At 69.8% G+C, this 12,110-nt stretch carries 11 protein-coding genes; 10 read left to right on the top strand and 1 reads right to left on the bottom strand.

What is annotated here, in order from left to right:
* Positions 1 to 238 precede the first annotated feature (238 nt).
* The 7 genes from ACT6Y9_RS04170 (at position 239) to ACT6Y9_RS04140 (ending at position 5,524) form a co-directional block, all read left to right on the top strand.
* Positions 239 to 979, top strand: a complete 741-nt coding sequence (locus ACT6Y9_RS04170; protein ID WP_295476905.1) for a YebC/PmpR family DNA-binding transcriptional regulator — start codon at positions 239 to 241, stop codon at positions 977 to 979.
* Between the two features lie 165 nt (positions 980 to 1,144).
* Positions 1,145 to 2,428: a phosphoribosylamine--glycine ligase gene (gene purD, locus ACT6Y9_RS04165; RefSeq protein WP_443743601.1), complete on the top strand. Its 1,284-nt coding sequence runs from the start codon at positions 1,145 to 1,147 to the stop codon at positions 2,426 to 2,428.
* Between the two features lie 74 nt (positions 2,429 to 2,502).
* Positions 2,503 to 3,147, top strand: a complete 645-nt coding sequence (locus ACT6Y9_RS04160) for a hypothetical protein (RefSeq protein ID WP_295476901.1) — start codon at positions 2,503 to 2,505, stop codon at positions 3,145 to 3,147.
* Between the two features lie 18 nt (positions 3,148 to 3,165).
* Positions 3,166 to 3,825, top strand: a complete 660-nt coding sequence (nadD, locus tag ACT6Y9_RS04155) for a nicotinate (nicotinamide) nucleotide adenylyltransferase (protein WP_295476899.1) — start codon at positions 3,166 to 3,168, stop codon at positions 3,823 to 3,825.
* Between the two features lie 133 nt (positions 3,826 to 3,958).
* Entirely contained in the window at positions 3,959 to 4,363 is a 405-nt protein-coding gene (gene rsfS / locus ACT6Y9_RS04150; RefSeq protein ID WP_295476897.1) for a ribosome silencing factor, read from the top strand.
* Complete coding sequence (gene rlmH, locus ACT6Y9_RS04145) at positions 4,364 to 4,831, top strand: 23S rRNA (pseudouridine(1915)-N(3))-methyltransferase RlmH (RefSeq protein WP_295476895.1); 468 nt, start codon at positions 4,364 to 4,366, stop codon at positions 4,829 to 4,831.
* 33 nt (positions 4,832 to 4,864) lie between these two features.
* A complete protein-coding gene (locus ACT6Y9_RS04140; RefSeq protein WP_443743600.1) occupies positions 4,865 to 5,524 on the top strand; it encodes a Maf family protein in 660 nt (219 codons plus the stop codon).
* Here the strand turns inward: ACT6Y9_RS04140 and ACT6Y9_RS04135 are convergent.
* Positions 5,491 to 5,820 (bottom strand): FKBP-type peptidyl-prolyl cis-trans isomerase, encoded by a 330-nt coding sequence (locus ACT6Y9_RS04135; protein ID WP_295476891.1) that lies wholly within the window; start codon positions 5,818 to 5,820, stop codon positions 5,491 to 5,493. The genes ACT6Y9_RS04140 and ACT6Y9_RS04135 overlap by 34 nt on opposite strands.
* A 512-nt stretch (positions 5,821 to 6,332) precedes the next feature.
* Here ACT6Y9_RS04135 and ACT6Y9_RS04130 point away from each other — a divergent pair.
* From ACT6Y9_RS04130 to ACT6Y9_RS04120, 3 genes are all read left to right on the top strand, one after another.
* The gene (locus tag ACT6Y9_RS04130; protein ID WP_443743599.1) at positions 6,333 to 9,773 is read left to right on the top strand and encodes a hypothetical protein; all 3,441 of its coding nucleotides are present in this window, start codon (positions 6,333 to 6,335) and stop codon (positions 9,771 to 9,773) included.
* A gap of 47 nt (positions 9,774 to 9,820) precedes the next feature.
* Positions 9,821 to 10,204: a hypothetical protein gene (locus ACT6Y9_RS04125; RefSeq protein ID WP_295476888.1), complete on the top strand. Its 384-nt coding sequence runs from the start codon at positions 9,821 to 9,823 to the stop codon at positions 10,202 to 10,204.
* A 63-nt stretch (positions 10,205 to 10,267) separates the two neighbouring features.
* Positions 10,268 to 12,049, top strand: coding sequence for a M24 family metallopeptidase (locus ACT6Y9_RS04120; RefSeq protein WP_443743598.1), 1,782 nt, complete (start codon positions 10,268 to 10,270; stop codon positions 12,047 to 12,049).
* The last annotated feature ends 61 nt before the right edge of the window (positions 12,050 to 12,110 follow it).

The following is a 12,110-nucleotide window of genomic DNA, read 5'->3' as shown; positions in this document are numbered from 1 at the left end:
ATGCACTAAAATACGCGTTTTCCCGCGCCCGGCCGACTGCCGGCCGTGACGCGGCGGAGCCGCCCCGCGGGGCGCCTCCCGTCCAGTTTTCCATCTGCCGGGGCCGCACGGCCGGAGGGCGCCCGAAGAAGCGCGCCTCCCCCCGCGCCTGCTGCCGGCGCGGGCTCAGCGCTCCGCGCTCCGCGCAGCCGAGTCTCAAAGTCAAAGCTCCCCCCATTCCTCTAGAGGTTGAAACAACATGTCGGGTCATTCCAAGTGGGCCAATATTCAGCACCGCAAGGGCCGTCAGGATGCGAAGCGCTCCAATCTGTGGACGAAGCTCGTCCGCGAGATCATCGTCGCCGCGCGCATGGGCGGCGGCGAGCCGGAGTCGAACTCCCGTCTGCGCCTCGCGCTCATCAAGGCGCGCGCCGGCAATGTGCCTAAGGACACGATCCAGAACGCCATTCTGAAGGGCACCGGCCAGCTCGAAGGCGTCTCCTACGAAGACGTCCGCTACGAAGGCTACGGCGTGGGCGGTGCCGCCCTGATCATCGACTGCACGACGGACAACCGCGTGCGCACGGTGGCCGACGTCCGCCACATCCTCTCGAAGAACGGCGGCAACCTCGGCACCGAGGGCTCGGTCTCCTTCCAGTTCAAGCACGTCGGCGTCTTTCTCTTCGCCCCGGGCGTCGTGACCGAAGACCAGGCGATGGAAGTCGCCCTTGAGGCGGGCGCCGACGACGTCGTCGCCGATGAAGACGGCTCGATCGAAGTCACCTGCGCTCCCGAAGCGTTCGACGACGTCTCCAAGGCCTTCGAAGCCCACGGCATGAAGCCCGAAGTGGCCGAAATCACCTGGAAGGCCCTCAACGAGATGCATCTCGAGGGCGACGAGGCCGCGCGCATGCAGCGCCTCATCGACGCGCTCGAGGATCTCGACGACGTCCAGCAGGTCTACACCTCCGCCGAGTACGAACTCGCCGACGAGGAGTAAGCCAAAAGCGATTTCCGGAGGGACCGGTGGTCCCCCCAAAAAGCGAAAACGGCCGGGTTGAGCGATCTCCCGGCCGTTCTGATACCTGATTTCTGAGAAAATTTGAACTGAGGACGCGCCCATCAGCGTGTCGTCCTCCCTTCCCTTGTCCCTGGAGAAATGAGAATGAAGCTTCTGGTGATCGGCAGCGGCGGCCGCGAACACGCGCTCGCCTGGCGTCTTGCGCAGAGTCCGCGCGTTGAAAAGGTCTACGTCGCCCCGGGCAACGCCGGCACGGCGCAGACGGAAAAGCTCGAGAACGTCGCGCTCACTAAGAACGAAGAGCTCGTTGAGTTCGTCAAGCGCGAAGGCGTCGCCTTCACCGTGGTCGGCCCCGAGGCGCCTCTCGCCGCGGGCGTCGTGGACGAATTCCGCCGCGCCGGCCTCGGCATTTTCGGGCCGGAGAAGGCCGCCGCGCAGCTCGAGAGCTCCAAGGACTTCGCCAAGGCCTTCATGAAGCGCCACGCGATCCCGACCGCCGAGTACGAGACCTTCACGGATCCAGCCGCGGCCCGCGCCTACGTCGAGAAGAAGGGCGCTCCGATCGTGATCAAGGCCGACGGCCTCGCCGCGGGCAAGGGCGTCGTCGTCGCGATGACCGTCGAGGAGGCGCTCGCCGCCATTGACTCGATGCTCGAAGGCCACCAGTTCGGCGCCGCGGGCGCGCGCGTCGTGATCGAGGACTTCCTCGAGGGCGAGGAGGCCTCCTTCATCGTGATGGTGGACGGCGAGCACGTGCTGCCGCTCGCGACGAGCCAGGACCACAAGCGCCTGCTTGACGCCGACCGCGGCCCCAACACGGGCGGCATGGGCGCCTATTCGCCCGCCCCGGTGGTGACCCCGGAGATCCACGAGCAGGTGATGCGCGAGATCATCCTCCCGACCGTCGCGGGGATGGCGAAGGAAGGCGTGCGCTACACGGGCTTCCTCTATGCGGGCCTGATGATCAAGCGCCGCGCGGACGGCACGGCCGACGTGAAGACGCTTGAGTTCAACTGCCGCATGGGCGACCCGGAGACGCAGCCGATCATGATGCGCATCAAGAGCGACTTCTCCGAAACGGTTGAGGCCGCTATTGCCGGCCGCCTCGACGAGGCGAAGATCGACTGGGACGAGCGCAGCGCCCTCGGCGTCGTGATCGCCGCGCGCGGCTATCCGCAGGCCCCCGAAAAGGGCGCCGTGATCGACCGCCTCCCTGAGAACACGCCCGACGCGCGCGTCTTCCACGCGGGCACCAAGCTTGACGCCGAAGGCCGCACGGTCGTCTCGGGCGGGCGCGTGCTCTGCGCGGTGGGCCTCGGCGCGCCGCTCAAGGCCGCTCAGGAAACGGCCTACGCCCTCGCGCGCGGCGTGCACTTTGACGGCATGCAGATGCGCTCGGACATCGGCTGGCGCGCCGTCGGCCGCTGATCCCGGCGGTCCGGTCCGTGCTCCTCCTCCTCCGGGGGAGCCGCGCCGGGCTGAGTTGATGGTATGGTTCAAGCATGCAGAACTGCTTGAACCATCCACGCATCTTCACACTCTGCGCCGCCGCAATTTCGGCCGCTTTTGCGGCCGCGGGCGGTGCAGGAGATCTCCCCGAACCCTTCGGCTACCCCTCGACGCTCCTTGACGCGCCGGCGACCCTCGCCGAGCCGCCGGGCGGCTTCGTGCAGACCGGCGGCTCGAAGAGCATGCTGGGCGAGGCGCGCCTCGCGCCCATCGCCGCGCGGCACGAGGCCGCGCACCTGCGCGAAGGCGCGGGCGACTTCGCCCGCGACTACGCGTGCCTCACGGGCACCGAGGGTGGACGCCCCGTCATTCTCTGGCTGATCGCCACGGGCTCGGAGGCGCTCACCGAGGCGCAGCTCGAATGGACCGAAGCGGCGCCGCGCTCCTGCGGACGGCTCGCCGCGCGGGAGCTCCCCGTCCGGCTCGGCCGCATCGGCCTCGGCATGACCGAGGCGGAGGTCGCCGAGCACCTCGGACCGGCCTCCTACGACGACGGCTTCGGGTGGCGCTTCTGGTTCAGCCAGCGCTTTCTGAAGAACGCCCGGGGCCTGCAGGAGCTCGAGCTCAACTGGCTCGGCGTCGAATTTGAGGCGGGCCGCGTGAAGCGCGCCTTCGTCTCGCTCGTGCGCAACCCCTGAGCGGACGGAGGCGAAGCGATGATTCCCCGCGGCATCGGTCTCCTCGGAGGCACCTTTGATCCGGTTCACGAAGGACACCTCGCCATCGCGCGTGCCGCGCGCGAGGCGCTCGGGCTCGCCCGCGTGGACTTTCTTCCGGCCGGCCGCCCCTGGCAGAAGGACCTCGTGAGTCCGGCCGAGGCGCGGCTCGCCATGCTCGAGCTCGCTTTGGATAAAATGGCGGGCTTCGGCGTGGAGACGGTCGAGCTCATGCGGCTCGGCCCCACGTACACGATCGACACCCTCGCGGGGCTGCGGCGCCGCATGGGGCCGTCGATTCCGCTCGTGCTCATTCTCGGCGGCGATCAGTGGCGCAACCTTCACACCTGGCGGCGCTGGCGCGAACTCACCGACTATGCGGACCTCGCGGTCTGCCGCCGCGCGGGCGGGCCGCTCTCGGCTTCGGCCGAGGTTGAGGCGTGGGCCGCGCCTCACATGCGTGCGGCCGGCGCGCTCCTCGATTCGCCTTCGGGCGCCGTCGCCTTCTTCGACATGGCGCCGCACGAGGCGAGCGCCACGGAGATCCGCCGGCGCGTGCGCACCGAGCCCTTCGCCGACGCGATGCGCGCCCTCGACGGGTGGCTGCCCGTCGCCGTGGCGGACTACATCCGCAGCCGGGGCCTCTACGGCGCGCACTGAGGGCGCCGCCCAAAAAACAAATTCATCCCGGGCCGCCTCCGGCGGCGCCCCTCGGCTCCGGCGAGACCCGGAGCGCGGGCGCCCGCCGCCTCCGGCCGCCCCTCAATCCATACGCATCTCTTCCGGAACAACCATGGAACTCAACGAACTCGTTTCGATCGCCGTCAACGCCCTTGAGGACGTCAAGGCGAAGGACATCAAGATCTTCAACACCGAAGCGCTCACCGACCAGTTCGAGCGCGTGATCATCGCCTCGGGCACGTCGGGCCGCCAGACCCGCGCGCTCGCCTTCTCCGTCTCCTCGGCCGTCAAGCAGGCCGGCGGCGACGTCCTCGGCATGGAGGGCGAAGACACGGGCGAGTGGGTCCTCGTCGACCTCGGCACGGTCGTCGTGCACGCGCTCCAGCCCAACGTGCGCGACTACTACAACCTCGAGGAGATCTGGGGTGGCAAGGAGGTGTTCCTTGAGGCGCAGGCCGAGTGCGGCTCGCGCCTGATGCCCCATCGTCCGCACGATCCGCAGCCGGACGCCGAATAAATGCGCATCCGCATTCTCGCCGTCGGGCAGCACATCGCCGACTGGGCGCAGGACGCCGTGCGGGGGTATCTCGCGCGCTTCCCGCGCACCTGGCCGGTCGAGCTGAAGGAGATCCGCACCGAGCCCCGGGCGGGGCAGACGCCCGCGCGCCTGATGGCGCTCGAGGGCGAGCGGATCCTCGCCGCGCTCGAGCCGGGCGACTTCGTGGTCGTGCTCGACGAGCACGGCCGCGACTTCACGACGGTGGAGTTCGCCCGGGCGCTCGCCGAATGGCGCATGGAGGGCGACCGCATCGTCTTCGTGATCGGCGGTCCCGACGGGCTCTCGCCCGCCGTGAAGGAGCGCGCGCACCGCACGATGCGCCTCTCGGCGATGACGCTGCCGCATGCTCTCGCGCGCGTGCTCCTCGCCGAGCAGATCTACCGCGCCTGGTCGATTGAGGCCGGGCACCCCTATCACCGCGCCTGAGCTGAAGGGCGCGCACTTTCCGGGAGAACGGCCATGTCGAACCGCATCTGTCTCGCGAGCAAAAGCCCGCGCCGCCGCGAACTCCTCGGCCTCTACGGCTGGGAGATCACGGTGCTCTCGGACCCCTCGGAGCCGCGCGGATGGTTCGCGGGCGACGAGGAGGAGCTCGCCGGCGAGACGCCCGCCGAGTACGTGCACCGCACCGCGGTGACGAAGCTCATGGACGGCATCGCCGCGCGCGACGAGCTCGGCGCCGCGGTGAGCGGCCTGCCGGTGCTCGCCGCCGACACGGTGGTGAGCATCGACGGGCGCGTGCTCGGCAAACCCCGCGACCGCGCGGAGGCCGAGGCCTTCCTGCGGGCGCTCTCGGGCCGTGCGAACGAGGTGCGCACGGTGGTCGCCGTCGGCCGTTCCAAGGACGACTACCGCACGGTCTCGGTGGCGTCCGAAGTGGAGATGCGCCCTTTGAGCGAAGCGGAGATCCGCGCCTACGCCTCGACCGACGAGCCCTACGACAAGGCGGGCGGCTACGGCATCCAGGGACTGGCGGGGCTCTTCGTGCGCACGATCCGCGGCAGCTACACCGCGATCATGGGGCTGCCGGTGTGCGAGGCCGCGGAGCTTCTCGCCCTCTACGGCGCTCCCGCACCCGTGCTCGCTCAGCGGATGTCGACGAGTTCGACGTCGAAGTAGAGGTCCGCGTTGGGCGGAATCACGCCCGGATAGCCCATTTCGCCGTAGGCGAGGCGGGCGGGAATCGAGAGGCGGCGCTTGCCGCCCTTCTTGAGGCCGATGAGGCCCTGATCCCAACCGGGGATCACGAGTCCGACGCCGCAGGTGAAGTCGAGCGGGCCGCGGCCTTCGCTCGAGTCGAAGACGGTGCCGTCCTCGAGGCTGCCGGTGTAGTGGACGCTCACGTGGTCGCCGGACTTGACGGCGGCGCCTTCGCCGGGGACGAGATCTTCGATGATGAGTTCCTTGAGGGCCATGATGCTTCTCTTTTTGAAAGTGGGTTTGTCGTGCGGAGGAGGCCGCTGCCGCGGCCGTCCTGCAGCATCATACCGGGCCCGCAGGGGCGGTTTCCAAAGGTGCTCGGGCGCCGGCGCCGTTTGCTAAAATCCGGCCTGCGAAGACCGCAGACGGGGCGACTCCCCTTTCGCGCCGGAGAATTCAGGCTCCGTTCGGAGACGCCCACGCGGAGTGCAGGTTGTCCCTCTGATGATTCAAGGGCGCGGCTGCGCCCGCCTCCCGTCCCGGTCCTTCCCTTGTCCGGGCGGCGTACCACCGCCCGGCCCTCCGGAGCCGCAAGCGCTCCGGAAAGCGGCTGCGGATGCAGCCGGCCTACGTTGCCCCAATTCAAATTTCCGGCCGTGCGCACCGTTGCGCGCCCGCAGCCGGGTTCCGCCGCTCCGTCCGCCGCGCCCCATGAGGCGCGCCGCATCCGGGCCGTCCGTGCACGACGCATGCCGAAGGCGGAACGTCCATTCATGCTGGAAAGAACGTGAACTTCTCGACCCATCAGCTGCCCGAAGTCCTTTTGCGCCGGATCAGTGTGTTCGGTTGGAAGGAGACGACGTCCGCGCAGGACCAGATCCTGATGTCCATTGCCCGCGACGAATCCTTCATTCTCGAAGCGCACAGGGGGTCGGGCAAGCGCTCGGCCGCCCTGCTCGGGATCGCCGCGAAGCTCTACGCGGGCAGCGCGGGCAGGCCGCTCGACCCGAACCGCCGGCCCCGGGCCTTGATCATCACCGAGACCGACGCGGAGGCCGTGGCGCTGTGCGCGCGTTTTGAAGCGCTTACTGCCGGGACCCACTTGAGCGCGCTCGTCCTCGGCGAGGGCGGCGACATCGCCCGCGCGCAGCGCAGCATCCTCGGCGTGGACCTGATCCTTGGACGGGCCAACTTCATCGACTGGGCGTGCGACCGCTTCAAGCTCGACCTTGACGGCGTCGAGATGGTCGGCGTCTTCTGCGCAATGGAGGTCTTTGACACGGCAATGGGCCTGCCGAGGCTCGAGAAGGTCCTCAAGCGGCTGCCCAAGTCGGCCGTGGAGCGGTTGTTCTTCCTCTCCGACGAGATCCAGAAGCGCTGTGAGAAGCGCGTGAAGAGCCGCTTCCCGAACACGAAGATCCTCCGCGCCTTCGGACGCTATGGCGCGCCGAGGCTCCTGGAGCGCTTCGACCTCGTGCGGCACAACGAGCGCACCCTGACGCTCTGCGAGCGTGTGGCTCAATTCCCGCGCGAAGTGCGCGTGCTCGTGCTCACCGTGAACCGCCGCGTCTCGAAGATCGCTGAAATGCTCAACGCTGCGGACGTGCCCGCCGTAGCCGTCCGCAAACGCGACGCCGCCGGCGTCGTCGAAAAGAACATGGAGCTGATGGGCGCCCATTGCGCCGTGGCCGACCTCGAGCAGGCGGCGAAGACCTTCCCGCAGGGGATGTTCGACGTGGTGGTCTTCCACGCGATTCCCGAGGATGCCGGCGAATATGAAAGCGCCGCGGCGCTCGCCTGGTTCGAGCCGACGAAGCGCCGTCCTTGGTGCGGCTTCGCCCTCACCCTCTGCCTCGAGAACCAGTACAGGGAGTGGAACTGCCTGCGCACGCAGATCCGGCCGAGCTCCTGGAGGCTCCTCGACTGCACCGGGGGGCAGAATGAGATCATCCCGAGCGCGCTCGAGACGCTCGAGGGGTACGAAAACCGCTGCGTGAGGGCGCTGAATCATGCGCGCAGCCAGGTCGGACTGCCGCCTCTGCCCGCCCGCGGGAAGAGCTGTTCCGCTGAGGCGCAGGACGACGCGGCTCAGCCCGCCGAGGCGTGTCCGGCCTCTCCCAAGGGGACGCCCGTCAGCGTGAAGACGCCCTGGACGTTCCTCGAAGAGGCCGGCGCCCTGAAGCCGGCCGACGAAGCGGCCGGGAGCGCTCAGGCGGACGAATCCGGAGACGTTGACTCGGCCGCCGAAGGACTTTCGGACGCCGTCTTCGATCTCACCGACATCGTCTGGGAGGCGCAGCTCAAAGGCGATGGCCGCGTGGTCGAGCTTGGAGCGGAGTCCGCCGCGGGCGCCCCGGAGGCCGAGTCTGAAGCGCCGGCCACGGAGCCGCAGGATGCGGACCATCTAGACCTGTTCAAGATGGTCGACGGCGTGAACGCGCCCGCCTCCGCGCCCGTCCCCGCCCTCGCTTCCGCGGCGGCCGAACCACGAGAACCCGCCGAAGCGGCGGCCGAACCCGCCCCGTGCGCTCCTGATGAGGACGCTCGGGCGCCGGAAACGCCGCGCCCGCCCGAAGCGCAGACGCCCGCCGCTCCCACGGCCGGGGAGGAGGCGCCTGAAGCCGCGCCCGACGAGACCTCCGTCGAGGCGCCTTGCCAAGCGCCCGTTGAGCGCGCTGAAGAAGCCGGCCCGGAGGCCGGAGAAGAGGCCGGGGAAAAGGCCGAAGAAGAGGCTGCCGCCGGAGTCGGCGAGGACGACGCGCGGGAAGCTTCCGGCGCCTCCTCAGAGGATGACGCGGCCGCGCACGAAAACGAAGAGGCCTTCGAAGACGACGGCGCTCAATACGAAGACGAATACGAAGACGAGGACGAGCTCCCCGAGGACGAAGCGTTCGATGACGACGACGCCGAATGGGACGACGCCGGCGAAGACGAGGAGTTCGAGGAGGACGACTTCGAGGACGACGGTGAGTACGCCGATGATGAGGAGGCGTACGGCCATGAGCACGACGAGGATGCCGGGGATGCCGGCGACGAAGCGCCGCATCGCCGCACGCTCACCATCCGTTCGGGCTACGTGCCCCGCAAGGAGAAGGACGAGCCCGTCGTGACGATCACGGAGCCGCTTTCCTCGAACACCGTGGAGCTGCGCGCCGCGCAGGAGCGCATGCGCCGCGAAATGAAGGGCGGCGAGCGCCTCACGCACCAGATGGTCGGCCGCCGCGGCACCATCCGCCGGCCCAAGCGCCGTGCGGGCGACGCCATGCCCGCCGAGCAGGAGGGCATCCTCGCGGCTCAGCCTTCGGGCCGCCGCGGCGAAAAGGACGGCGAACGCCGCCGCCAGAAGAAGAACTTCCAGAAGGGCGCGAAGAACAAGCAGCACCAGAAGCAGCAGCGCTCCCGGGAGAAGGACCTTCAGCCCGCGTTCCTCGCGGAGGACTACGCGGCCGAGGCGCTCACCGTGCCCGGCGAGGGGTCGCTCCCCGTCTCCGGAGAGGAGCGCCGTCCGAAGCCCGCGCAGAAGCAGAACCGCAAACAGCGCAACGCGCAGAAGAAGGGCGGGTCGCTGCGCACGCCCTACAACAAGCGCCGCAAGCAGCGCCAGGAGGGTGAGGAGACGCCCGTGCAGGCCGCCGCCCCCGCTCCAGCTGCGGCTGCGGCTGCCGCGCCCGTCGAGGCGCCCCGGATGCCCGAGGGCGTCCCTGAGGGGACGGCCGCCGCACCACAGACGGCCGGAGAGGCCGCCCCCGGCGCCGAAACGCGTCCGGCGGGCGGAAAGCAGAAGCGCCGGCGCGATCAGCAGAACCAGCAGGGTCAGCAGAAGGGGCGGCGCCATCGCGACAAGGACCGCCGCGCCCGCAAGACGGGCGACGCAGAGGCGCCCTTCGAGCGCGGCTTCAGCGACGAGGGCGGCGCCGACGACAACTTCGGCAACTCCATCCACTACCGCCCGAAGCGCGCCGCGGCCGCGGCGATGCCCTGGCAGACGGCCGAGGCCTATGCGGCCGACCGTCCGCAGACGCTCTCCTTCGCGCAGACGATGCCCGGGGAGTCCGGATTTGAGGCGCCGCGCACGATCTTCGGCAGCAGCCAGCCCGACAACAAGGTGAAGCCTTCGGGCGGGCGCAAGTTCCAGAAGTTCAGAAAGTCCGGCGGCCACGGCGGCGGTGACCGGGGCGGCGCGCCGCGCGGTCGCTCCAAGTTCCAGAAGAAGCCCCGCGGCGAGTGAGCGTCGAGGTCGTAGAATCGAAGCTCTTCTCAAGGAAGGAAAGCTTCATGCAGAAACGAACCGTCCGCGCACTTCTCGCCCTTGCCGCCGCCGCGGCGCTCGCCGCGGGCTGCGCCGCACCGCAGTCCGCCCGTCAGGGCGGCGGAGCGTCCGGCACCGGCACGGAGGGAGCTGCGGCGCCGAGCGGGCGGGATCCGCTTCTCGACGCGCCCTACCACTCGGAGACCACCTGCACGACCGAACGGCCCGTGACGGTGCTCTCGCGCGTGAAGGAGATGCCATTCGCGTGCGCGGACCTTGGCGTTTCGGCGCGGCTCGACGAGTTGCGCGACGCCGGCTGGCGCGTCGTCTCGCTCGACATCGGCGAAGACGTCGAGAGCGAAAAGCACGTGGGCTTTCCCGTCACCGTGGTGATCAGAAAGCTCTTCTGACCGTCCACCCAACCATCCGCCGGGTCCGCCCGCCGCGGGCGGACGCCGCAAAGGAGTGCCTGAATGTTGAAGCAGCTGGAGGCGCTCGAGCGCCTCGCGCGCTGCCGCCGGGAAACGGCGGCGCTGGGTCTCGCGGGACTGATCGTCCCGACCGCCGACCCGCATCTTTCCGAATACGTTCCCGACGCCTGGAAGCTGCGAGAAGCGCTTTCGGGCTTCACCGGCAGCGCCGGCACGCTGCTCGTCACCGCGGACGCCGCCGCCCTGGTGGCCGACAGCCGCTACTGGGAGCAGGCCGCGCGGCAGCTCCCCAAAGAGATTGAGCTCGTGAAGCTCACCGCCGGTCTGCAGCAGACGATCGTCGACTGGTTCGCCGCCCGCCTTTCGTCGGGCGTGGTCGGCGCCGACCCCGAGCTCATCTCTGCGACCGCCGCCGAGGACTTCGCCGTGCGCTTCGCCGTCCGGGGCCTCGACTTCCGCGAAGAGGCGCCCGACGTCGCGCGCCTCTGGCCCGATCGCCCCGCGCCTTCTCTCTCCCGCGTGCGGGAGATGAAGCGCCCGTGCCGCTGCCGCGGGGAGAAGCTCGCGGCCGTGCGCGCAGCGCTTGAGAAGGCCGGGGCCGGCGCGGTCATCCTCAATGCGCTCGACGACGTCGCCTGGACCACGAATCTGCGCGGCGCGGACGTGCCCTGCAACCCCGTCTTCACGGCGACGCTTTTGGTCGGGCTCAAGGATGCGGCGCTCTTTGTGGACGCCGCGCGCCTCGAGCCGGGCGTTGAGGCGGCGCTCCTCACCGACGGCGTGCGCACGGCGCCCCCCGAAGCGCTCCCCGAGGCGGTCTACGACGCCGCCCGTTCGGGCGCCGTGCTCTACGACCCCGAACACACGAATGCGGCGATCGCGCGCCTCGTTCCGGCCGAGCACACCGTCACCGGACCTTCGCCCGTGCTGATGCTCAAGTGCGTGAAGACCTCCGCGGAGATTGCGGCGATCGATGAGGCGATGCTCGAGGACGCCGTGGCGCTCGCGGAGTTCTACGCCGAGCTCGACGAACGGCTCGCCGCGGGTGTCCCCACGACCGAGGGCGACGCCGCGGCGATGCTTCACGCCTGGCGCGCGAAGGGCCGGGACTTCTTCGACGAAAGCTTCCCGACGATCAGCGCCTTCGGCCCCAACGGGGCGCTGCCGCACTACGCCGTCCCGGCGGACGGCGGGGCGCGGCTCGAGGGCGACGGGCTCTTGCTCATCGACTCGGGCGGCCAGTATGAATGCGGCACGACCGACATCACGCGCATGACGCCCGTGGGCGAGCCCACCGAGGAGATGAAGGCCGACGTGGGGCTCGTCACCCGCGCGATGCTCCGCCTCCTGCGGCTGCGCTTCCCGCGCGGCGCCACCGGTGCGGGGATCGACCTCGCCGCGCGCATTGATCTCTGGGAGAAGGGGCTCGACTTCGGGCACGGAACGGGCCACGGCGTCGGGTACGTCCTCAACGTGCACGAGGGCCCCGTCACCATTTCGCCGCGCGCCAAGCCCGTGCCGCTTGCTCCCGGCAACGTCCTCTCCGACGAGCCGGGCCTCTATCGGACGGGCCGCTGGGGCGTGCGCGTGGAGAACCTCATGGTCTGCGAGGAGGACGTGAAGACGGAGTTCGGGGAGTTCCTGCGCTTCCGTGCGCTCACAATGATGCCGATCGACACGCGGGCGCTGCCCGCGCCCTTCGGGCCCCTCGCCGACGAGCTCAACCGCTTCAACGCCGAGCGCGTCGAGAAGCTCGCACCCCTCGTCTCTGCGCGCTGCCGCGCGTGGTTCGAGCGTGCCGTGCGGCCGGTGTCGGAATCCTGATCCCGCTCCTTGCTGCGGGCGGTAGCCGCGTCCGCAGCAAGCCGCGGATCCAACGCATAAA

The organism is Sutterella sp. (assembly GCF_052272535.1).
Classification (GTDB): Bacteria; Pseudomonadota; Gammaproteobacteria; order Burkholderiales; family Burkholderiaceae_F; genus Sutterella.
The sequence above is the reverse complement of the archived record's forward strand: the minus strand, read 5'-3'. Positions and strand labels throughout refer to the sequence as shown.

Bases quoted from the DNA above. Each gene is read 5' to 3' on its own strand.
- ACT6Y9_RS04170 (WP_295476905.1), top strand. From the start codon at position 239: ATGTCGGGTCATTCCAAGTGGGCCAATATTCAGCACCGCAAGGGCCGT.
- purD (WP_443743601.1), top strand. From the start codon at position 1,145: ATGAAGCTTCTGGTGATCGGCAGCGGCGGCCGCGAACACGCGCTCGCC.
- ACT6Y9_RS04160 (WP_295476901.1), top strand. From the start codon at position 2,503: ATGCAGAACTGCTTGAACCATCCACGCATCTTCACACTCTGCGCCGCC.
- nadD (WP_295476899.1), top strand. From the start codon at position 3,166: ATGATTCCCCGCGGCATCGGTCTCCTCGGAGGCACCTTTGATCCGGTT.
- rsfS (WP_295476897.1), top strand. From the start codon at position 3,959: ATGGAACTCAACGAACTCGTTTCGATCGCCGTCAACGCCCTTGAGGAC.
- rlmH (WP_295476895.1), top strand. From the start codon at position 4,364: ATGCGCATCCGCATTCTCGCCGTCGGGCAGCACATCGCCGACTGGGCG.
- ACT6Y9_RS04140 (WP_443743600.1), top strand. From the start codon at position 4,865: ATGTCGAACCGCATCTGTCTCGCGAGCAAAAGCCCGCGCCGCCGCGAA.
- ACT6Y9_RS04135 (WP_295476891.1), bottom strand. From the start codon at position 5,820: ATGGCCCTCAAGGAACTCATCATCGAAGATCTCGTCCCCGGCGAAGGC.
- ACT6Y9_RS04125 (WP_295476888.1), top strand. From the start codon at position 9,821: ATGCAGAAACGAACCGTCCGCGCACTTCTCGCCCTTGCCGCCGCCGCG.
- ACT6Y9_RS04120 (WP_443743598.1), top strand. From the start codon at position 10,268: ATGTTGAAGCAGCTGGAGGCGCTCGAGCGCCTCGCGCGCTGCCGCCGG.